This window comes from Geobacillus sp. CCR (assembly GCF_052906625.1).
Map to the genome: position 1 here is coordinate 74,068 of NZ_JBREBQ010000013.1, position 20,033 is coordinate 94,100.

23 protein-coding genes and 1 other annotated feature are annotated in these 20,033 nt (G+C 55.8%); of the genes, 21 read left to right on the forward strand and 2 right to left on the reverse strand.

Translation table 11 applies throughout. The features are described 5' to 3' along the window. Positions 1–8: 8 nt before the first annotated feature. From ACVBDQ_RS08725 to pheA, 9 genes are all read left to right on the forward strand, one after another. Positions 9–776 carry a M23 family metallopeptidase gene (locus ACVBDQ_RS08725; protein WP_069304424.1) on the forward strand — a complete coding sequence of 256 codons (768 nt, stop codon included), beginning with the start codon at positions 9–11 and terminating at the stop codon, positions 774–776. After that, positions 769–1,629, forward strand: coding sequence for a site-2 protease family protein (locus ACVBDQ_RS08730; RefSeq protein ID WP_119877906.1), 861 nt, complete (start codon positions 769–771; stop codon positions 1,627–1,629). The genes ACVBDQ_RS08725 and ACVBDQ_RS08730 overlap by 8 nt, the downstream gene beginning before the upstream one ends. Before the next feature lie 387 nt (positions 1,630–2,016). Beyond that, positions 2,017–2,096 (forward strand) — a sequence feature (ribosomal protein L21 leader region). A 14-nt stretch (positions 2,097–2,110) separates the two neighbouring features. After that, positions 2,111–2,419, forward strand: a complete 309-nt coding sequence (gene rplU, locus ACVBDQ_RS08735; protein WP_011232086.1) for a 50S ribosomal protein L21 — start codon at positions 2,111–2,113, stop codon at positions 2,417–2,419. Between the two features lie 2 nt (positions 2,420–2,421). Then, entirely contained in the window at positions 2,422–2,751 is a 330-nt protein-coding gene (locus ACVBDQ_RS08740; protein ID WP_015375496.1) for a ribosomal-processing cysteine protease Prp, read from the forward strand. A gap of 15 nt (positions 2,752–2,766) precedes the next feature. Beyond that, positions 2,767–3,057, forward strand: a complete 291-nt coding sequence (gene rpmA, locus ACVBDQ_RS08745) for a 50S ribosomal protein L27 (protein ID WP_011232084.1) — start codon at positions 2,767–2,769, stop codon at positions 3,055–3,057. Positions 3,058–3,227: 170 nt separating this feature from the next. Continuing rightward, positions 3,228–3,776 (forward strand): sporulation initiation phosphotransferase B, encoded by a 549-nt coding sequence (locus tag ACVBDQ_RS08750; RefSeq protein WP_015375495.1) that lies wholly within the window; start codon positions 3,228–3,230, stop codon positions 3,774–3,776. Between the two features lie 224 nt (positions 3,777–4,000). Further along, positions 4,001–5,299, forward strand: a complete 1,299-nt coding sequence (obgE, locus tag ACVBDQ_RS08755; protein WP_446663175.1) for a GTPase ObgE — start codon at positions 4,001–4,003, stop codon at positions 5,297–5,299. A gap of 16 nt (positions 5,300–5,315) precedes the next feature. Beyond that, entirely contained in the window at positions 5,316–5,759 is a 444-nt protein-coding gene (locus ACVBDQ_RS08760; protein WP_011232081.1) for an ACT domain-containing protein, read from the forward strand. Between the two features lie 21 nt (positions 5,760–5,780). Further along, on the forward strand, positions 5,781–6,629 hold the full coding sequence (gene pheA / locus ACVBDQ_RS08765) for a prephenate dehydratase (protein ID WP_011232080.1): 849 nt from the start codon (positions 5,781–5,783) through the stop codon (positions 6,627–6,629). A gap of 113 nt (positions 6,630–6,742) precedes the next feature. On the opposite strand, the gene ACVBDQ_RS08770 is transcribed toward pheA, so the two are convergent. Both ACVBDQ_RS08770 and ACVBDQ_RS08775 read right to left on the reverse strand, forming a co-directional pair. Continuing rightward, positions 6,743–7,282 carry a transcription repressor NadR gene (locus tag ACVBDQ_RS08770; RefSeq protein WP_014196418.1) on the reverse strand — a complete coding sequence of 180 codons (540 nt, stop codon included), beginning with the start codon at positions 7,280–7,282 and terminating at the stop codon, positions 6,743–6,745. A 15-nt stretch (positions 7,283–7,297) separates the two neighbouring features. Then, positions 7,298–8,422: an IscS subfamily cysteine desulfurase gene (locus tag ACVBDQ_RS08775; protein WP_021321862.1), complete on the reverse strand. Its 1,125-nt coding sequence runs from the start codon at positions 8,420–8,422 to the stop codon at positions 7,298–7,300. A gap of 69 nt (positions 8,423–8,491) precedes the next feature. Between ACVBDQ_RS08775 and nadB the strand changes: the two genes are divergently transcribed. From nadB to ACVBDQ_RS08835, 12 genes are all read left to right on the forward strand, one after another. Continuing rightward, entirely contained in the window at positions 8,492–10,084 is a 1,593-nt protein-coding gene (gene nadB, locus ACVBDQ_RS08780; protein WP_173400011.1) for an L-aspartate oxidase, read from the forward strand. 28 nt (positions 10,085–10,112) lie between these two features. Beyond that, on the forward strand, positions 10,113–10,943 hold the full coding sequence (gene nadC, locus ACVBDQ_RS08785) for a carboxylating nicotinate-nucleotide diphosphorylase (protein ID WP_011232076.1): 831 nt from the start codon (positions 10,113–10,115) through the stop codon (positions 10,941–10,943). Positions 10,944–10,957: 14 nt separating this feature from the next. After that, on the forward strand, positions 10,958–12,061 hold the full coding sequence (nadA, locus tag ACVBDQ_RS08790; RefSeq protein WP_011232075.1) for a quinolinate synthase NadA: 1,104 nt from the start codon (positions 10,958–10,960) through the stop codon (positions 12,059–12,061). 158 nt (positions 12,062–12,219) lie between these two features. After that, positions 12,220–13,836 (forward strand): SafA/ExsA family spore coat assembly protein, encoded by a 1,617-nt coding sequence (gene safA / locus ACVBDQ_RS08795; protein WP_446663176.1) that lies wholly within the window; start codon positions 12,220–12,222, stop codon positions 13,834–13,836. Further along, positions 13,820–14,764, forward strand: coding sequence for a phosphotransferase (locus ACVBDQ_RS08800; RefSeq protein WP_011232073.1), 945 nt, complete (start codon positions 13,820–13,822; stop codon positions 14,762–14,764). Before safA ends, ACVBDQ_RS08800 begins: the two co-directional genes overlap by 17 nt. A 34-nt stretch (positions 14,765–14,798) precedes the next feature. After that, positions 14,799–15,539, forward strand: a complete 741-nt coding sequence (nadE, locus tag ACVBDQ_RS08805; protein WP_011232072.1) for an NAD(+) synthase — start codon at positions 14,799–14,801, stop codon at positions 15,537–15,539. 115 nt (positions 15,540–15,654) lie between these two features. Beyond that, positions 15,655–16,389 carry a YhcN/YlaJ family sporulation lipoprotein gene (locus ACVBDQ_RS08810; protein WP_020756206.1) on the forward strand — a complete coding sequence of 245 codons (735 nt, stop codon included), beginning with the start codon at positions 15,655–15,657 and terminating at the stop codon, positions 16,387–16,389. 138 nt (positions 16,390–16,527) lie between these two features. Continuing rightward, positions 16,528–17,268, forward strand: coding sequence for a YebC/PmpR family DNA-binding transcriptional regulator (locus ACVBDQ_RS08815; protein ID WP_014196414.1), 741 nt, complete (start codon positions 16,528–16,530; stop codon positions 17,266–17,268). Positions 17,269–17,496: 228 nt separating this feature from the next. Continuing rightward, positions 17,497–17,973, forward strand: a complete 477-nt coding sequence (locus ACVBDQ_RS08820; RefSeq protein ID WP_011232069.1) for an intercompartmental signaling factor BofC — start codon at positions 17,497–17,499, stop codon at positions 17,971–17,973. A 103-nt stretch (positions 17,974–18,076) separates the two neighbouring features. Further along, on the forward strand, positions 18,077–18,661 hold the full coding sequence (gene ruvA / locus ACVBDQ_RS08825; protein ID WP_446663177.1) for a Holliday junction branch migration protein RuvA: 585 nt from the start codon (positions 18,077–18,079) through the stop codon (positions 18,659–18,661). A 25-nt stretch (positions 18,662–18,686) separates the two neighbouring features. Beyond that, positions 18,687–19,688, forward strand: a complete 1,002-nt coding sequence (ruvB, locus tag ACVBDQ_RS08830) for a Holliday junction branch migration DNA helicase RuvB (RefSeq protein ID WP_446663178.1) — start codon at positions 18,687–18,689, stop codon at positions 19,686–19,688. Continuing rightward, a complete protein-coding gene (locus ACVBDQ_RS08835) occupies positions 19,685–19,891 on the forward strand; it encodes a DUF2905 domain-containing protein (RefSeq protein WP_013524224.1) in 207 nt (68 codons plus the stop codon). Before ruvB ends, ACVBDQ_RS08835 begins: the two co-directional genes overlap by 4 nt. The last annotated feature ends 142 nt before the right edge of the window (positions 19,892–20,033 follow it).

Consider the following 20,033-nt stretch of genomic DNA (forward strand, 5'->3'; position numbering starts at 1 on the left):
GGGGACGTATGGATCGACGCGTCCGTGAGATGAAAAAACGCATTGAAAAACGAAGAAGGGAACGTCAATATAAGGGGCAGGATCCAAAAGAATCTAGATGGAGCGTCGCTGATGAGGAGCGGTACGGGCTGCCGGTCGTCACGTATGACCGCTATTCGTTTGAATCCGCTCCCCATCCGTTGTTCCGCAAAGAATGGTTTTTATTCAAAACACTCATCGCTGCCTGTCTCGTGCTAGTGACGGCCATTTTGTTCCGGCATCCGTCCGCTTCCCTCGAGCCGGCGCGGCAGTTTATTGCCCGGACGATGGAAACCGAGTTTCAGTTTGCGGCCGTCTCAGCCTGGTATGAAAAAACGTTCGGTGAGCCGCTCGCTTTTTTTGCCCCGAAAAAGGAAGAAAAGGTGAAAACGGCTTCATCCTATGCAGTGCCGGCTTCTGGACGGATTCTCGAAAGTTTTGAAAAAAACGGGGAGGGTGTGACGATCGAAACCGAGAATGGAGCCAAAGTGGAAGCGATGAAAGAAGGGATTGTCACCTTTGCCGGTACGAAAGACCGTCTCGGCAAAACGGTCATCATCCAACATGCGGACGGCACGGAGACGTGGTATGGACGTTTGGGGGCCATTTCGGTGAAATTGTATGATTTTGTAGAAATGGGGCAGGAAGTTGGCACGGCCGGGGCGAGCGAGGCAAATAAACAGAAAGGGCTGTTTTATTTTGCTATTAAACAAGGAGATGAATTTATCGATCCGATTCAGGTGATTTCCTTTGAATAAGTATATGGCGCTGCTCGGGAAGCTGCACGTCCACCCACTGTTATGGTTGATCGGCGGCATCGCGGTGCTTACCGCCCATTTCAAGCAGCTTTGCCTGTTGTTTTTCATCGTCCTCGTTCATGAGCTTGGCCATGCGGCGGCAGCCGCGTTTTTCTCTTGGCGGGTGAAGCGGATTTTGCTGCTGCCGTTCGGCGGAGTGGCGGAAGTCGAAGAGCACGGCAACCGGCCGTTCCGCGAGGAGTGGATCGTGACGCTCGCCGGGCCGGCCCAGCATCTGTGGCTCGTAGCGGCGGCGTTTTTTTTGTGGAAGGCCGGCATGATGGATGGCGGGAGCTGGGAGCTCTTTTTTCGCTACAATGCGGCCATTTTCGCTTTGAACTTGCTGCCAATCTGGCCGCTGGATGGAGGCAAGTTATTGTTTTTGCTGCTGTCCTACCGCCGGCCGTTCAGCGATGCGCATCGAAACACGGTCGCCATATCGGCCGCCGTGCTTGCTGTCGGCGTCGTTCTTTTGTTTGTGTTGGCGCTGCGCCAGCTTGATTTATGGGCGATCGCCGCCTTTTTGGCGCATGCTCTTTGGCAGGAGCAAAAGCAGCATCCGTATGTCGTCATGCGCTTTTTGCTTGAGCGGTATTATGGAAACAAAGGCGGCTATACAAAGCTGCGGACGATTACGGCGCCGGCGGACGAACGCATCTCGGCCGTGCTGCAGCGATTTTACCGCGGACAAAAGCATGCGATCATCGTCGTTCGCGACGGGCGCGAACGGGCGACGCTCGATGAAAACGAGCTGCTGCATGCGTTTTTTGCCGAAAAACAAGCCGATGCGCCGCTTGGCGCTCTCATCTATTGATCGTGGCTATATATAAAAGTTTCACATATCCTTGATGGAAAAGTCGCTTATCTATTTTTCGACTGACGAAGGCAAGCCACAGGCTTGCCCTCGTCACACCTTGGCGTGACGGGAGGCCGAACAGCCGCTCGCTTCACAGACTCATACATGGGTCTGAAAGCGGCGTTGTTCGGTCGATCAACAGTCGATCAAATACTCGGTAAAGTTGCAAATGGCAAAGCTTCAAATGGCCTCTCTATATAGTCGTTTGCACCGTTTCATCATCGCCCGCCGGGGGACGAAGATGACGGTTGACGGCCGGCCGTTTCTATGTTACGATAGATGACGTTGTAGACTTTTTGTCCTGCCAACAAGGGCAAAAGAGGGCGGCTGTCGCAAAAAGACGCACCCGCACTACAACCGCTCAGCGCGGGCGATGAAGCGCTCCGTCTTGGGCCGCCTTGGCGCTGGCGAGTCTGAGTCCATGAAGGAGGTGCGATGCATGTACGCAATTATCGAAACTGGCGGCAAACAATTGAAAGTCGAAGAAGGCCAAGAAATTTACATCGAAAAATTGGATGCGAATGAAGGCGATACGGTCACGTTTGACAAAGTGCTGTTCGTCGGCGGGGAAACGGTGAAAATCGGCAACCCGACAGTCGAAGGCGCAACCGTGACGGCGAGAGTACAAAAACACGGCCGACAAAAGAAAATCATCGTCTTCAAATATAAAGCGAAAAAGAACTATCGCCGCAAACAAGGCCACCGTCAGCCGTACACGAAAGTCGTCATCGAAAAAATCAACGCGTAAAGATGATCCGCGTCACGATTGAACGGGAAGCGGACGGCCGCATCCGCGCGTTTACGATGGAAGGGCACGCCCATTTTGCGAAACGCGGGCAGGACATTGTATGCGCCGGCGCTTCGGCGGTCTCGTTCGGCACGATCAACGCCATCGAGACACTTATTGGCGTAAGCCCGCATGTTTCGCTCGGCAAAGACGGCGGCTATCTCCGCTGCGAGCTTCCAAAGCTGGAAGGAGCGGCGGCAGAGAAAGTGCAGTTGTTGTTGGAAGCGATGGTCGTTTCGCTAAAGACGATCGAACGCGATTACGGAACATTTATCCGCGTGACATCCATCTAGCGGGAGGTGACTGCCATGCTGAGACTTGACCTGCAATTTTTTGCTTCGAAAAAAGGGGTCGGTTCGACGAAAAACGGCCGCGACTCGATCGCGAAACGTCTTGGCGCAAAACGGGCTGACGGTCAATTCGTCACCAGCGGTTCGATTTTGTACCGTCAACGCGGAACGAAAGTCCATCCGGGCTTGAACGTCGGCCGCGGCGGCGACGATACGCTGTATGCGAAAATCGACGGCATCGTCCGCTTCGAGCGGCTCGGCCGCGACCGCAAACGCGTCAGCGTCTACCCGGTCAGCCAAGAAGCGTAATCGATGTGAAAAAACTCTAACCGTTCGGTTAGAGTTTTTTCTTTTTGGCGTAGAAAAATCGTTCCCGTTCAATGTCAAAAAATGTTATAGTAAAAGTACATGCCTCCCCCATGGAGGCGGAAGTCCAAGCGAGGCAGGGAGCCTACGCTTAGTGGATAGGGGAGCGTTGGATGGAGAAGCGATGGACTGTCGTTGAGGTGATGCGCCATGCCCGCCATGACTGGCTGAACAAAATCCAGCTCATCAAAGGGCATTTGGCGCTCAATAAAATCGAACGGGTGCAGGAAATCATTGAAGACATGATCGCCGAGATGCATCAGGAAACACGGTTGACGAACTTGAAAGCCGAGCAGTTCGCTGAGCTTGTCATGACTTATAACTGGGAGCCGCGCCCGCTTTTTCTTGAGTATGAAATCACGGACGGCGAAGCCGATTGGTCGCGGTGCGATGAGCAGCTGACTGAATGGTGCCGCCAATTTTTTCACCTGCTTGAAGCGCAATCCGATGAGCGGACAGAAAACCATTTATGTTTGTCCATTGAGCTGTCCGACCGACGGGCGGCGCTGTTTTTGGATTATTGCGGCACGTTTCGAGATGGCGAAGCCATTCGCACTTGGCTTAAGCGCTGCGAACCATCACCGCCGCTTCGGCTCGCGTCGTTTGCCGTTGGCGAGGGCGAATTGACGGTGGAGCTTGAGCTTTTGGCGGCGGAATCTTGATCGTTGATTGGATGAAGGAGCATGGAAGAGTTCATGGAGTGCGGACGGATCGATCCAATCGGACCGAAAAGCGGCGGCTGGGCTTGAGCCGTCCCGCCAGCCCGCAGACGGCCGGTGCTTGCGTACATATTGACATCATGGAATCGACTCTGTATACAATAATAAGTATTAGTCATACTCATTTCGCCATGATACCATGATGGAAGCGAATCGGAGGAACAGCCATGTTTGTTGATCAGGTGAAAATTTATGTGAAAGGCGGGGACGGCGGCAACGGCATGGTCGCGTTCCGCCGGGAAAAATACGTCCCAAAAGGCGGGCCGGCCGGCGGAGACGGCGGCAAAGGCGGCGATGTCGTCTTTGTCGTTGATGAAGGGCTGCGGACGTTGATGGATTTCCGCTACCAGCGCCATTTTAAAGCGCCGCGCGGCGAAAACGGCATGTCGAAAAACCAGCATGGCAAAAATGCGGAAGACTTGATTGTCAAAGTGCCGCCAGGCACCGTTGTCATCGATGCGGATACGAACGAAGTGCTCGCCGATTTGACCGAGGCGGGGCAGCGGTTTGTCGTCGCCAAAGGCGGGCGCGGCGGGCGCGGCAACACCCGATTTGCGACGGCGTCCAACCCAGCGCCGGAAATTGCGGAAAACGGCGAACCGGGCGAAGAGCGCAACATCATTTTAGAGCTGAAGCTTCTCGCTGACGTCGGGCTGGTCGGGTTTCCAAGCGTCGGCAAATCGACGCTGCTGTCGGTCGTCTCCGCAGCCCGTCCGAAAATCGCCGAGTACCATTTTACGACGCTCGTTCCGAACTTGGGCGTTGTCGAAACGGAAGACGGGCGCAGTTTTGTGATGGCCGACTTGCCGGGATTGATTGAAGGGGCCCATCAAGGGGTCGGGCTCGGGCATCAGTTTTTGCGCCATATTGAACGGACGCGTGTCATCGTCCATGTCATCGACATGGCGGCGGTCGAAGGGCGCGATCCGTACAACGATTATCTCGTCATCAACGAAGAGCTGAAACAGTACAATTTGCGCTTGACCGAGCGGCCGCAAATTGTTGCCGCCAATAAAATGGACATGCCGAACGCCGAAGAAAATTTGCGCCGCTTCAAAGAGAAAGTCGGCGATGCGGTGCCAGTCTTTCCGATTTCTGCAGCGACAAGACAAGGAGTGCGCGAGCTGTTGTTTGCCATCGCCGACCTGTTGGAAACGACGCCGGAATTCCCGCTTTATGAACGGGAAGATCCGGCCGTGCAGCGCGTCGTGTACAAATATGAAAAAGAGGAGCCGCCGTTTACGATCACCCGCGCCAGCGACGGAGCATTCATTTTGGCGGGCGACAAAATTGAAAAGTTGTTTAAGATGACGGATTTCTCGCGCGAAGAATCGGTGCGCCGCTTCGCCCGCCAGCTGAAGGCGATGGGGGTGGATGATGCGCTGCGTGAGCGCGGCGCGAAAGACGGAGACACGATCCGGTTGCTTGATTACGAGTTCGAGTTTGTCGACGACTGGGATGAATAGAGCGGGGGAAGATGCGGTGGAGAAAAAATTTTATTTGGTGCGCGAAGACGTCCTGCCGGAAGCGATGAAGAAAGTCGTGCTCGCGAAACAGCTGCTTGAGCGGAAAAAAGCCGCCTCGGTCGCCGAGGCGGCGCAGCTCGCCAACATCAGCCGCGGTGTGTTTTACAAATACCGCGATGCCATTTTTCCGTTCCAAGCGGTGACGAAAGAAAACATCGTCACGCTCTTTTTCCATTTAGAAGACCGCTCCGGAACGTTGTCACAGCTGCTTGGCGTTGTGGCGGCGGCCGGCTGCAACGTGCTGACCATCCATCAAACGATTCCGCTTCAAGGGAGGGCGAACGTGACGCTGTCGGTCAGCACAAACGATATGAACGAGGAGATTGATGAGCTCCTCGCTAAGCTCAAACAGCTCGAATTTGTCGAAAAAGTGGAAATTGTCGGTTCGGGAGTGTATTAAAGCAAGGGAGAGGCAAACGAGATGAAAATCGGTTATTTAGGACCGAAGGCGACGTTCACCGAAGCGGCGGCTGCTCTTCTTTTTCCGTCGCAGCCGCGGGAGCCGTATGACACGATTCCCGATTGCATTGACGCCGCGGCGGCCGGAGAGATTGAAGCGGCCGTGGTGCCGCTCGAGAACGCCTTGGAAGGATCGGTCAATTTGACACTCGACTATTTAATTCACGAACAGCCGTTGCCGATCATCGGCGAAATCGTTGTGCCCATCGAGCAACATTTGATGGTGCACCCATATTTCACCCCGCATTGGCGCGAAGTGAAAGAAGTGTATTCCCACTCGCACGCCATTGCCCAATGCCGGAAGTTTTTGCATACGGTGCTGAAAGGGGCGAAGCAAGTGCCGATGACGTCAACGAGCGCCGCCGCGAAATTTGTGAGCGAGCATCCGCACTTGCCGGCGGCGGCGATCGCCAACCGGCTGGCGGCGGAAAAATACGGGCTGGTGATCGTGCAGGAAAACGTCCACGATTACGATTACAACCATACGCGCTTTATTGTCGTCAGCCGGCGCAAAGAGCCGCTTTCGCCTGCTTCGCCTCTTTATGCCGGCGACAAGACGACCGTGGTCGTCATGCTGCCGCAAGACCGTCCGGGCGCACTCCATCAAGTGTTATCAGCGTTTGCCTGGCGGCGGCTCAACTTGACGAAAATCGAATCGCGCCCAGCGAAAACGGGCCTTGGAAATTATTTCTTTATTATTGACATCGACGCGCCGATGGATGACGTCCTCATCCCGGGGGCGATCGCGGAAATTGAGGCGCTCGGCTGCACAGTGCAGCTGTTGGGCAGCTATCCATATTATTTTGCTTGACGAAGACGAAAAAATGCGGATGGGTCATAGCCGTCCGCATTTTCTCTTTATCCAGCGTCCTGACGTACGGCATTTGCGAAGAGGGAATGACGGACGAGCGCAAGGCGATCCGTTCACGCTTCGATCAGAAATCCAGCCTGTTTCAAGGCGCGGCAGGCGGCGTCAAGCTTCACTGGTGAATCGGCTTCCAGCGTATGCAAATGGGTTCCGTCCGTCAGCTGCAACAAATACGACGATTTTGTCGCCTCGATTTTGGCGATGAATTGGTCGACTTCCAGGCGGTTGCTCACCATGATCGAGGCGGTTAAATCGCCGTAGACCGGATGCTCGATTTTGACGTCCTTGACCGTCACGCCGCAATCCACGAGCAAATACAACTCTTCTTTCGTCTGTTCTGGCGTATGGAAGCAGGCGATCGTCCTCGTGTACGTTTTGGCCGGTTCAGCCGGCTTTAAATACAAATAGCCTTGGCTTGTGGCGATGATTGGTTCGTTGCGCGCCTTTAACAGTGAAATGTCTTGGACGATCACTTGGCGGCTGACGTTCGTTTTCGCTGCCAGCTCAGCCCCCGTGAGCGGCGCTTCGCTTTCTTTCAACCATTGCAAAATGAGCTGGCGCCGCCTTTCCCCTAAAATTTTCTTTTCCTCTTTCACCTGCCATTCCTCCTTTCATGCCGATGTAAGTCGCTCCAATGTGGAAACGAACTGGTCGATCTCCGCTTCGGTCGTGGCCGCGCCCAATGAGATGCGGATGAATTGCTTCGCTTCTTCAGGCGTTTTCCCGACGGCGAGCATCGTCCGCGACGGCGCTTGCAGCCCGACTTGGCAGGCGCTGCCGGTGGAAATGGCGATGCCGGCGCGGTTGCATTCAAGCATCACAAGCTGCCCTTCGTACCCAGCGACGGACAAACCGATAATATGGGCAAGACGGAAATCGGGATGGCCTTCCACCGTCACCGGCAGCTGTTTGGCGGCGATGGCGTGAAGCAACCGATTCCGCAGTCGTTCCAAACGCGACTGTTCGTCCGCCATTCGTCGATGGAGCTGCTGCGCGGCCGTAATGAAGGCGGCAATACCCGGTACGTTGACCGTTCCCGGCCGAAAGCCTGATTCGTGCGTCGCTCCCGGGAATACCGGCTTCCAATGCCGGCGCGGGTTGATGTACACAGCGCCGACCCCTTTGGGACCGTACACTTTATGGGCGGAAACGGATAGGCTGTCTAGTCCTATCTCTTGAACATCTAGCTGTATTTTAGCAAAAGTTTGCACGCAGTCGCTATGAAAAAGGACGCCGTGCGCCCGCAGGAGGCGGCCGATGTCGGCAAGCGGCTGAATCGTGCCGATTTCCGAGTTGGCGTGCTGGATGGAAGCAAGGATCGTCTTCGGCGTGATCGCCCGCTCCAAATCGGCAAGTCGAATGCGCCCGAATCGGTCGACGGGCAAATACGTGACCGTATATCCTTCTGTTTCCAGCTGTTTGAACAGGTGATGGAGCGAGGCATGCTCGATTTCGGTCGTGATCAGGTGGTTTCCCTTATGCCGGTAGGCGGCAGCTAGCGAACGGATCGCGAGCAAGTTCGCTTCCGTTCCGCCGCTTGTGAAATAGATCCCTTCCGCTTCTCCGTTAATCATGGCGGCGAGTTCGCGTCGGCATAAGGCAAGCAGTTGTTTCGCTTTCGTTCCGATGTCATGCAAGCTGCTTTCGTTGCCAAAGTAAACGGACGCCGCTTCAGCGTAAGCGGCGATCGCCTCTTGGCACATTGGCGTCGTTGCCGCGTAATCCAAATAAATCATATTCCCCCGCCTTTGCATCATTTTTTTCGCCAAACCTCTTGCCATTAGTTTAAATATGTGTAAATATAGATGTCAAGACAGGTGAAAAGAAAGGGGCGTCCGAGAGTGAAGGAAGGTGGCGTGATTATCGTCGGAAGCGGGCTGGCGGCGTTAACGGTCGCGTATCATTTATCTGAGCTCGACCATGTGATGATATTCACGAAAAAACGTTGCACCGACAGCAATTCATGGCGGGCGCAAGGAGGGGTGGCCGCGGCGCTGGCAGAGAGCGACGATTGGCGCGCTCATTTCCGCGATACGATGGTCGCCGGCTGCTTTCATAACGATGAACGAATGGTCGAACGGCTCGTCCGCGAAGGGCCGAGGCGGCTGCAAGAATGGATCAACGCCGGCATGGCGTTTGATCGGGACGAACGCGGCCGGTTTTGTTTCGGCCTTGAAGGCGGGCATAGCCACCGCCGGATTTTGCACGCCGGCGGCGATCAAACGGGCAAAGCACTCGTTTCGTTTTTGCTTGAGCGGCTCGAGGGACGCGTATGGATGGAAGAAGGCGAGCAGGTGATTGATTTGCTTGTGGAAGAGGGGCGTTGCGTCGGGGTGAAAACGAAGCGGGAAGACGGTTCGGTGTCCATTTGGCCGGCGTCGGCCGTCGTGTTGGCGACCGGTGGATGCGCCGGATTGTATACGTTCACTTCCAATGCGCCGACGGCGACTGGCGACGGCATTGCCATGGCGTACCGCGCCGGTGCGGCGGTGGCGGATATGGAGTTTATCCAATTTCATCCGACGATGCTCGTTGCCGGCGGAAAAGCGGTCGGGCTCGTCTCGGAAGCGGTGCGCGGCGAAGGGGCGGTGCTTGAGGCGGAAGATGGAAGACCGCTGATGGACGGCGTCCATCCGCTTCGCGATCTCGCTCCGCGCGACATCGTCGCCCGAGCGATCGCGGCGGAACTCGATCGCGGCGGCCGCGTCTATTTGAATATTTCCCGCGTGTCCCACTTCCGCCGCCGCTTTCCGACGATCGCTGCGCTATGTGAGGCCTATGGCGTCGACCTTGAAGCCGGCCGCCTTCCTGTCGCGCCGGGCGCCCATTTTTTAATGGGCGGCGTTGTCGTCAACGAGTGGGGACAGACGACGGTTCCGGGCTTGTACGCCGTCGGGGAAGCGGCGTGCACCGGTGTGCACGGCGCCAACCGGCTCGCAAGCAACTCGTTGCTTGAAGCGATCGTCTTTGGATTCCGTGCGGCCTGCGCCATCCGCCGTCAAGCGGCGTGGCCGGAAACGGTGCACCGAGCGGATTCATCCAGCCCGCGTCGTTTGATTGTACCACGGCTGCCAGAGCGGGCGTTGCTCCGCGAACAGCTGTCAACGTTTGTCGGCATCGTCCGCAACGGCGATCGGCTTCGCGAAGCGGTCGACTGGTTGGAACAGTTTTCGTTGCCGGATTGGCTGGATGGCGACCTTGAACGATTGTCGGCAGAGGAGATTGAAACAGGATATATGTTGCTAGTGGGCTGGCTTGTCGCTTCATCAGCGCTTGGGCGCACGGAAAGCCGCGGCGGCCATTACCGGAGCGATTTTCCGCGTGAACGCCCGGAGTGGCGGGGGCGGCGCCTCGTGCGGACGAAAGAAGAGTGGGCCCGCCTTGGGGCTGGGAGGTAAAGCGGCAAAGAAAACGGAGGGATGAAAGATGAACCGGTTGAAGCTCGAACAACTGTTGCGACAGTTTTTTCTTGAAGATATTGGCGACGGCGATGTGACGAGCGAGACGATTTTTCCGGCTCATGAACGGGCATCAGGCATGTTTATGGCCAAAGCGGACGGGGTGGTGGCCGGCGTCGGCATTATTGCGGCGGGCTATCAGCTGCTGGATCCGCGCGTCGAAGTAACCATCATGAAACAGGACGGCGAACGGGTCCAAGCCGGCGAAACGATCGCCGTCGCATCCGGACCGGTCGGGCCGCTGTTGTCCGGTGAGCGCGTCATTTTAAACTTGCTGCAGCGGTTAAGCGGCATTGCCACCGTGACGCGACAGGCCGTTGACTTGCTTGGCAATAGCTCCACACGCATTTGCGACACGCGGAAAACGACGCCGGGGCTGCGCATGCTTGAAAAATATGCCGTCACATGCGGCGGCGGCTACAATCACCGCTTTGGCTTGTACGACGGTGTCATGATTAAAGACAACCATATCGCCTTTTGCGGATCGATCGCCCGCGCCGTCAAAACGGTGCGGGAGCGGCTTGGGCATATGGTGAAAATCGAAGTAGAGACCGAAACGGAAGACGAAGTGCTCGAGGCGGTCGAGGCCGGGGTGGATGTCATTATGTTTGACAACCGGACGCCGGATGAGGTGCGGGCGTTCGTCCGGCTTGTGCCAAAGCCGATCATCACGGAAGCGTCGGGGGGAATTACGCTCGCCAATGTGGCGGCGTACGGCGCGACCGGAGTCGACTACATTTCGCTCGGATGTTTAACCCATTCCGCCCCGGCGCTCGATATGAGTTTCAATTTGCGATAATGGAGGGGAGAACCGTGAACGTCCTTGAACAGTTGAAACGGCTGGATGAGATGCCCAAACGGTATAAAACGATGGAACGAAGCGAGCTCGAAGCACGCGCCCGCGCGGTGAAAGAACGGTTCGGCCGGCGCCTTTTCATCCCGGGTCATCACTACCAAAAGGATGAGGTCATTCAGTTCGCCGATGCGACCGGCGATTCGCTTCAGCTTGCCCAGCTCGCGGCAAAGAACAGCGAAGCCGAATATATTGTGTTTTGCGGCGTCCATTTTATGGCGGAAACCGCCGATATTTTAACGAGCGACGACCAAACGGTCATTTTGCCGGACTTGCGCGCCGGCTGTTCAATGGCCGATATGGCCGATATTTTTCAAGTCGAGCGGGCATGGGCGGCGCTTATTGAGCGGTTTGGCGAGACGATCGTGCCGCTTGTGTACGTCAATTCGACCGCGGCGATTAAAGCGTTTGTCGGCCGCCATGGCGGAGCGACCGTCACCTCGTCGAACGCGAAAAAGATGATGGCTTGGGCGTTTTCACGGAATGAACGGATTTTCTTTTTGCCGGATCAGCATTTAGGGAGAAATACGGCCTATGCGCTCGGCATCCGTCTTGACGAGATGGCGGTGTGGGATCCGCATGAGGAGACGCTCCAAGGGGCGGACGATCTCGACAAGGTGAAAGTCATTCTTTGGAAAGGACATTGCTCCGTGCATGAAAACTTCACCGTGCGACAAATCGAGCATATTCGACGGATGAAGCCGGGAATCCATGTCATCGTCCATCCGGAATGCAGCTGGGAGGTCGTCCAGCAAGCAGACTACGCCGGTTCGACAAAATACATTATTGAAACGATCCGCAATGCTCCACCCGGCACCCAGTGGGCGATTGGAACGGAAATGAATTTGGTGAACCGGCTGAAGCATGAACATCCAGACAAAGAAATTGTTTCTCTCAATCCATATATGTGCCCGTGTTTAACGATGAATCGAATTGATTTGCCGCATTTCGTCTGGGCGCTCGAATCGCTTGAGCAAGGAGCGATCGTCAATCGCATCACCGTTCCGAAAGACATCGCCGCAGAGGCAAAAGAGGCGCTCGACCGCATGCTTTCGCTTGCCTAGCTTTTTCCCTGGCTTGACGAGGAGGGATCCTCGTTCGGTCAGGGATTTTTTTATCATAAATCAACGATCATCGTCATACATTGTGTTGAAAGACGATAACGGGAAACAAGCATCGGTTCGATCGAGCGTAAACAGTCTCGGTTTAGGAGGGGAATGGAGTGAAAATCCATATTGTCCAAAAGGGCGACACCCTTTGGAAAATCGCCCAAAAATATGGAGTGGATTTTGAACAATTGAAAAAAATAAATGGGCATTTGAGCGACCCGAATATGATTATGCCTGGAATGAAAATCAAAGTGCCGACAGCAGGGGTGCCGGTCAAAAAAGAGACGAAGGCGCCTGTGTCACCCAAAAAAATGCACGTAAAAGAGCACCCGTACGCGGAGGCGAAACCGTTCGTCTCATTCCACATTGATACCGAGCTTGACACTGCTGTCGCCCCTGCTCCGGAAGGCGAGGCAGCGGTAAACGAACCGGCGGGTGAGGCGCCGAAAGCAGTGGTAAAGAAAACGCCCAAAGCAGTCGTAAAGGAAACACCGAAAGCGCCGGAGAAGAAGGCGGAGAATGTGCCAGTGAATGAAGCGCCAAACGTGCCGGTGAACGAAATGCCAAATGTATCAGTGAATGAAACGCCAAATGTGCCCATCAATGAAGCGCCAAAGGCCGTCGAGAAGGAAGCGCCAAAAGCGGCACCAAAAGCAGTGATGAATGAAGCGCCGAACGTACTGGTGAACGAAACGCCGAATGCGCCCATCAATGAAGCGCCAAAGGCACCGGCGGGTGAGGCGCCGAAAGCGGCGATGAACGAAACGCCAAAGGCTGTCGAGAAAAAAGCGCCAAAAGCAACGGCACAAGAAGCACCAAAAACGCCGAAAGCGGAGGCAAAAGAAGGGGCAAAAGCGAAAGGCGCCTCTGTGCCGCCGCTTGTGCATACGATTCCGCCGGTGGCCCCGCTTCCTCAACTTTCGTTCGCTCAATCGCTGGCCAACGTGCCGCCGATTCCGCCGAAGCCGAGCAATATTTTGCCCAACATGATGAAAGAGGAGGACAATGAAAGCCCAGCTGAATGGAAAGGGGAACCGGCGGCTGAGAGCGAAGACGCGCCGCCGCTGCCGAACATTCCATACGTTCCTGTCGCCCTGCCGACGATCCCAATATTTGGCACTGACCAAGGATGTACGCCAGTGCCGCCAGTTTGGCCGGGGAGCGGTTTTTACGCGCCGCCGCTGCCGATCATGCCGACGTCCTATCCGCCATCGTCTGCGCCGTCGGCCGTTGGGAAAAGCGGTGAAAGTCCGGAAAACGGTTCGGCGCCGTTTCCCGGCATTCACGAAAGCAGCAGTGAATCATTAGAGCCGCCGTTTCCCGGCATTCACGAAAGCAGCAGTGAATCATTAGAGCCGCCGTTTTCTGGGCCTGGGGTTGCCGCCCCGTTTGTCCCGTCCGCAGGGGGCGTTCTCCCGCCGCCCGGCGCTGCAACGCCAGTTTATGCGCCGCCTGCGGCGCACCCCTCGCCTGTCGGCTATCCGCCTTTTGGGTATGCACCGGCCTATGCGCCGCCCCCGTACTATTATGGAGGGTACGCCCTGCCGGCTCCATACGGATATGCGCCGCAGTCAGCGCCGCCGCTTCCGTGGCCAGGCGTCGTTTATCCGACAAGTCCAGCGGGATACTCGCCGCCATCCTACCCGCCATCATCCGCCCCGCCGGTCGCCGGCCCCCGTTTGTTTAGCGAACCGCCGGATGAGGAGAGCGGGCATGGCGAGGAACAATAACCAAGTGAAAAGAGACGCCGCCGGCCGTCTCTTTTTTCTTCTTGACCGCCAATATCGGCTTGTTATTCAACAAGTTGTGGCATTGAAACCGCATGTCTTAGCCATTGCCGCCCGGCAAGGAATGTTTGTCGCCAAAGCGTATCGCTTTCCTGTTGCGGCCGCGCGGCACGCCTGGCTTCTTGCCGCATTAAGGAAGACCGGTTTTTCCGCCGCGCCGGCCCCTATGCCGATCGGGCGCGGAGGAGTGGTTGAAGCCGGCGGATGCTATTGGCTGCTGACGGAATATGTAGCCGGAGCGCGTCCAATCTCGTTTGCCGCTTGGGCTGACGCCGCTGACGGACTTCATTTGCTCGAACGTTACCATACCATAACGGCAAACATCGCCAGCAGCAAGCAGGAGGCGATGGGGCTGCCGCGTGCGCAGCTGTATGACAAATGGCGGCGCCGCTATGAGGAGTTTTGCCGACATTTGCCTGTTGTTGAAACGATCATGGACAAAGAAGACATTTTATTTACGCTGCGCTGGGCGGATTACTGTCTATCAACGTGTCGCGAGCATGCTCCAGAGTTGACGGCGGATTCTGCTGCCATCATTCATGGTGATGTCGCCTCCCATAATTTTTTGCGCACCACAACCGGCCAGATGTACCTCATCGACTATGACGCGGCCGCTCTTGCCTCGCCCGGGCTTGACTATTGCCAATACGCCAATCGCCTCTTGCCGTATATCGGTTGGTCATATTCAACACTCGCCCGTTTCGCTCCGCTTCGCCGTTGGTTGGAAAAACGCTGGTTTTTGCATGCGCTCTTATTTCCGGCTGATGTGTTTCGCGAATGGCGGTCAGCCGCCGCGCGCCGCCGCCCTCTTGTGTTTGACCGCAAGCGGAGAGAACGGTTTGTCCGCCGCCTTTATGCTATGCTACAATGAGAAATGGAATCTTTGGAAAAGGAGTCGAGGGCGGATGCAAGAAAAAATTGACAAACTCGTGCAATGGTTGCGTGACCAAGTCTCATCAGCCGGTTTAAACGGGGCGGTCGTCGGCATCAGCGGCGGCATCGACTCGGCGGTTGTCGCCCATTTGATTAAGCGTGCCTTTCCGGACGATTCGCTGGGGCTGATCATGCCTTGCAAAAGCAATCCGAAAGATATGGAAGATGCGCTGAAAGTGGTGAAAAGCTGCGGCATCCGGCATTTGGTCATCGATTTGACCGAGGCGCACCGGACGTTGTTTGGCGCGGTCGAGGCCGAGCTGAAAGCCATCGGGGAATGGAGCGAAGAGCGCGCGCGCCTCGGCGATGCGAATACAAGGGCGCGTTTGCGCATGACGACGTTGTATGCGGTCGCCAACAATTACGGCTATCTCGTCGTCGGTACGGACAACGCCGCCGAATGGCATACGGGCTACTTTACGAAATACGGTGACGGTGGAGTCGATTTAGTGCCGCTCATTCACTTTACAAAAGGCGAAGTGCGCGAAATGGGCCGTCTGCTCGGCGTCCCGGAAGAAATTATCAAGAAAGCTCCAAGCGCCGGACTGTGGGAAGGGCAGACGGATGAAAGCGAAATGGGCACGACGTATGAAATGATCGATAAATATTTAAAAGGGGAAGATATTCCAGAACGCGATCGGAAAATTATTGAACGGCTTCATGAACGTTCGCATCATAAACGGCAGTTGGCGATTGCGCCGCCGAAGTTTTAGCTGTCATCTCGTTGGGTTGAACTGACAGCGATAAACCCCCCGCGTTTGCCGCAAGCTAAACGTAAGGCTGGCTTCATGCCAGCCTTGGGCGAAGGAAACCAAGGGGGGTTTTCCATTGAGATACGCGGTCAGATGGATCGGCGCGTTGTCGGTCGCCGGATTGCTCGCCTCATGCACCAACTACCGGGCGAATGAGGAAGGGGCGCAGCGTTATCATGATGCGGCGAGACCGATCGGTTTTTACTCGACGGAGCGAGGCGACGATTTCCGCTATGGCCGATACGGGACGAATGCGCTCAATTATGACAACCGTTATATATGGGCGCGCCGCGGTCCGGTCACCGATTATTTGACGGACGGCGGCCGCCTCGGAGGACCAGCAGCGACCCGGTTTGACACGGACGTTCCGGCTCTTCCGCCCGACGTCGATTTCGGTGACAGTGATTACAACTACCATGGGCATTTGCACTCGCTAAACGTCGATCCGCACCCGTCGTACTACCGAAGCTATGCCGGCGGTTTGGCTGAGAAGCTCTCCCGCCGCGCCGCAGCGGTGAACGGAGTCGACGATGCCCGCGCGGTTGTGTATGGCGATCAGGCGCTCATCGCGATTGCCACAGACGCCCGCCATCCCAAGCGGCTTGAGAAGCAAATCGAGCAAGCGGTCGCTCCGTACGCGGACGGCAAGCGGGTGCGCGTCACCTCGAATCCGAGCATGTACCACCGCATTCGCACGATTGACAACGCGCTTCGACGCGGGACTCCAATCAATATGGAAGAAATCCGCCGTGATTTGCGCACCATTTTTATCGATGGCACGATTCAAGAACGGCCGGAAAACACTCGGTGACAAACGAAAAAGGCGTCCCAAAAAAGCGGGGCGCCTTTTTTCATGGCTGCTCCTTCGCTGGAGCTTGGCTGACAATTTCCGCGTTTTTTGCTATAGTAATAGTCGGAACATTCCGTTGCGATGAGAGGAGAACTGTCGATGGCTGGACATTCGAAGTGGAAAAATATCCAACGGCGGAAAAATGCTCAAGATGCCAAACGCGGCAAACTGTTCATGAAACTGGCGAAGGAAATTTATGTGGCCGCCAAAAGCGGCGGAGGCGATCCAGCGTCCAATCCGAGCCTGCGCCTTGTCATTGAGAAGGCGAAAGCGGCCAACATGCCGAGCGAAAACATTGAACGGGCGATTAAAAAAGCAACTGGAACCCAAGAACATACCAACTATGAGGAAATTCGCTACGAAGGATATGGACCAGGCGGCGTTGCCGTCATGGTCGTTTGCCTGACGGATAATAAAAACCGCACCGCCGCCAACGTGCGTGCGGCGTTTTCGAAAAACGGCGGCAATTTAGGGGAAACGGGCTGCGTCTCCTATTTGTTCGAGCGCAAAGGGCTGCTCGTGATTGACCGCGAACAGCACAACGTTGATGAGGATGAATTGCTGCTGTTGGCCATTGAAGCGGGCGCCGAGGAGATGGAAACAACGGACGAATCGTTCGAAATTTATACAGCGCCCGAATCGTTTGAAACGGTGAAAGACGAGCTGGAACAGCAAGGATTCACGTTTGCCAGCGCGGAAATTACGATGATTCCGCAAACGTATACGACGCTTGAGGGCGACGATTTGAAAAAAATGCTGAAGTTGATCGATACGCTTGAAGATGATGATGACGTCCAAGAAGTGTACCATAATTTGGACGAATCGGTGCTTGAGGAGTAGCGACGTCCGTCGGCGAAGCCGGCGGATTTTTTTTGTACATACGTTCGAAGGTCGTGGAACATAATGGAATATGATGATCGAGCGCCGTTGGCTCGAATCCCCGCCCCACTTTTTGGATCGGCGGCAGCTTGCTTGGCAAAAAAGCTGATGGATCAAGGAATAAAATGGCGTCCGCTGGTGAAACTAGTGGCGTAAAGGAACCATCATCCGAGAAGAGAGGAACAAACGATGCGAATTCTTTCCCTCATACTGTGGATCGCCGCCATCGTGTTGCCGGTTCATTCGGCCTCCGCCGCACCGGTTAAGATGACGATTGTGCTCGAGCGGCAATACTTGGACGGAGAGATGAGCGAAGAGAAAGTCACCGAAACCGTCGATTCGATGACAGAAATATGGAAAAAATATCGCGGTTGGCAACTCGTGACGCTCGATGATCAGACGATCGTGTTTCGCAAAACAATCAACGACATTTCGCCGTTGTTAAAAACAAACGGCTACTTCGGAATTACGGACGATGGCACGTTGTCTATCTTCAACGGCAAACCGGGCCGGTCGAGCGAAATCATCCAGTCGTTTTTCCAAATCGACGTGCAAAAGCTCGAAAGCCGTCAGCAAGAAAAGCTGAAGAAAGGAATTCGCGTCCTCTCGAAAGAGCGGTATGAACAAGTGATCGAAATGTACCGCCATTTTGCGGTCGTCCAATAAACCAAGCGAAAGCCCGTGGTGCAAAGCGCATCGCGGGATTTCTTTTTGCTATAATGAAATCATATGATACAATGAAAGGACGAAAAAAGGAGAGGAGCATCCATTGATCGAGTTTATCCGTGGGTATGTCGATTACGTCTGCCCGGAATATATCGTCATCGACCATAACGGCATCGGCTACGAGATCTTTACGCCGAACCCGTTTGCGTTTCAGGAAAGCCGCGAGGCGGCGGTGACCGTCTATACATACGAATATGTACGCGAAGGTGTGCACGCCTTGTACGGGTTCCCAACGCGCGAGGAGCGCAACTTGTTCGCCAAGCTGCTGCAAGTGTCGGGCATCGGGCCGAAAGGCGGCCTCGCCATTTTGGCGGCCGGGTGTCCGGATGAACTGGCGCGGGCCATCGAGGAAGAAAACGAGGCGTTTTTATGCAAGTTTCCAGGCGTGGGCAAAAAGACGGCCCGGCAAATGATTTTGGATTTAAAAGGGAAGCTCGGGGCGCTTGCGGCGCCGGCGGCTGCACGTTCGGCCGCACCGCTTTCCGGTGCGCTCGCCGAGGCGGTGGCGGCGCTCAAGGCGCTCGGCTACGCTGAACGGGAGATCGAGAAAATCATTCCGGCGCTCCGCGAAGAAGCGATGTCGACGGAACAGTATGTGAAGCGGGCGCTGGCGCTGCTTTTGGGATAAACAGCGGCCAAAGGGAGGAATGACGGTGAAGGAACGGCTTGTATCCGGGGAGGTCTTAGGGGAAGAAACTGCGCTTGAACCGAGTTTGCGCCCGCAATATTTGCATGAATATATCGGGCAAGATAAGATCAAAGAAAACTTAAAAGTGTTCATTGAAGCGGCCAAGCTCCGCGAAGAGACGCTCGACCATGTGCTGCTGTACGGACCGCCGGGGCTTGGGAAAACGACGCTCGCCGTGATCATCGCCAATGAAATGGGCGTCAAGCTGCGAGCGACATCTGGACCGGCGCTCGAGCGGCCGGGAGATTTGGCGGCGCTTCTCACTTCGCTTGAGCCGGGGGATGTGCTCTTTATTGATGAGATCCACCGGCTGCCGCGGGCGGTGGAAGAGGTGCTCTATCCGGCGATGGAAGATTATTGCTTAGATATCACGATTGGCAAAGGGCCGGATGCGCGCACGCTTCGCCTCGACTTGCCGCCATTTACGCTCGTCGGGGCGACGACGAGAGCCGGGGCGCTGTCGGCGCCGCTTCGCGACCGGTTTGGTGTCATCAGCCGGCTCGAATACTATCACGTCGACCAACTCGCCCAAATCATTGAGCGGGCGGCGGCCATCTTGCAAATCGGCATCGAGCGCGAAGCGGCGCTTGAGCTTGCCCGTCGGGCGCGCGGCACGCCGCGCATCGCCAACCGTTTGCTGCGGCGCGTCCGCGATTTTGCGCAAGTGCGCGGAGAGGGGGGAATTACGCTGCCGCTTGCTGTCGAGGCGCTCGAGCGGCTGCAAGTCGACCGGCTCGGGCTCGACCAAATCGACCATAAGCTGCTTTCAGCGATGATTGAAAAATTCGCCGGCGGCCCGGTCGGGCTCGAAACGCTGGCGGCCGTCATCGGCGAAGAAGCACAAACGATTGAAGAAGTGTATGAGCCGTACTTGATGCAGATCGGTCTCTTGCAGCGTACGCCGCGCGGGCGCGTCGTCACGCCGGCTGCGTACACCCATTTCGAAATGGAGGTTCCGAAGCGGTGAACAGCTTGCCAAAGTTGATCATGACGATCGGCGTTGTGCTCATCATTGTCGGGTTTGTCATGCAGTTTGTCAAACTCGGCCGCTTGCCGGGGGATATCGTCATCCGCAAAGGGAATATGACGTTTTATTTTCCCGTTGTGACATCCATCTTGCTGAGCGTTGTGTTATCGTTGATTTTTTACGTGCTCGGACGATTTCGCTGAAGGAAGGAGAACTGCGTCAACTACCCCCACTTAGCTAACGCTTGAAGTGGGGGCTTGCAACTCCCCAGAAGTGCAAACGGACTTCGTCCTCCTTCCTTGACTTGGGGTTGCATCAGGGGGCAGGTTGACGACTACCCAACGA

What these genes read in the sequence shown, in the direction of transcription:
- ACVBDQ_RS08740 (WP_015375496.1), top strand. Translation starts at nt 2,422, where the DNA reads ATGATCCGCGTCACGATTGAACGGGAAGCGGACGGCCGCATCCGCGCG.
- nadB (WP_173400011.1), top strand. Translation starts at nt 8,492, where the DNA reads ATGTCAAGACAGGTGAAAAGAAAGGGGCGTCCGAGAGTGAAGGAAGGT.
- ACVBDQ_RS08800 (WP_011232073.1), top strand. Translation starts at nt 13,820, where the DNA reads ATGGCGAGGAACAATAACCAAGTGAAAAGAGACGCCGCCGGCCGTCTC.
- ACVBDQ_RS08815 (WP_014196414.1), top strand. Translation starts at nt 16,528, where the DNA reads ATGGCTGGACATTCGAAGTGGAAAAATATCCAACGGCGGAAAAATGCT.
- pheA (WP_011232080.1), top strand. Translation starts at nt 5,781, where the DNA reads ATGAAAATCGGTTATTTAGGACCGAAGGCGACGTTCACCGAAGCGGCG.
- ACVBDQ_RS08775 (WP_021321862.1), bottom strand. Translation starts at nt 8,422, where the DNA reads ATGATTTATTTGGATTACGCGGCAACGACGCCAATGTGCCAAGAGGCG.
- ACVBDQ_RS08820 (WP_011232069.1), top strand. Translation starts at nt 17,497, where the DNA reads ATGCGAATTCTTTCCCTCATACTGTGGATCGCCGCCATCGTGTTGCCG.
- rplU (WP_011232086.1), top strand. Translation starts at nt 2,111, where the DNA reads ATGTACGCAATTATCGAAACTGGCGGCAAACAATTGAAAGTCGAAGAA.
- obgE (WP_446663175.1), top strand. Translation starts at nt 4,001, where the DNA reads ATGTTTGTTGATCAGGTGAAAATTTATGTGAAAGGCGGGGACGGCGGC.
- ACVBDQ_RS08750 (WP_015375495.1), top strand. Translation starts at nt 3,228, where the DNA reads ATGGAGAAGCGATGGACTGTCGTTGAGGTGATGCGCCATGCCCGCCAT.
- nadE (WP_011232072.1), top strand. Translation starts at nt 14,799, where the DNA reads ATGCAAGAAAAAATTGACAAACTCGTGCAATGGTTGCGTGACCAAGTC.
- rpmA (WP_011232084.1), top strand. Translation starts at nt 2,767, where the DNA reads ATGCTGAGACTTGACCTGCAATTTTTTGCTTCGAAAAAAGGGGTCGGT.
- nadC (WP_011232076.1), top strand. Translation starts at nt 10,113, where the DNA reads ATGAACCGGTTGAAGCTCGAACAACTGTTGCGACAGTTTTTTCTTGAA.
- ACVBDQ_RS08725 (WP_069304424.1), top strand. Translation starts at nt 9, where the DNA reads ATGGATCGACGCGTCCGTGAGATGAAAAAACGCATTGAAAAACGAAGA.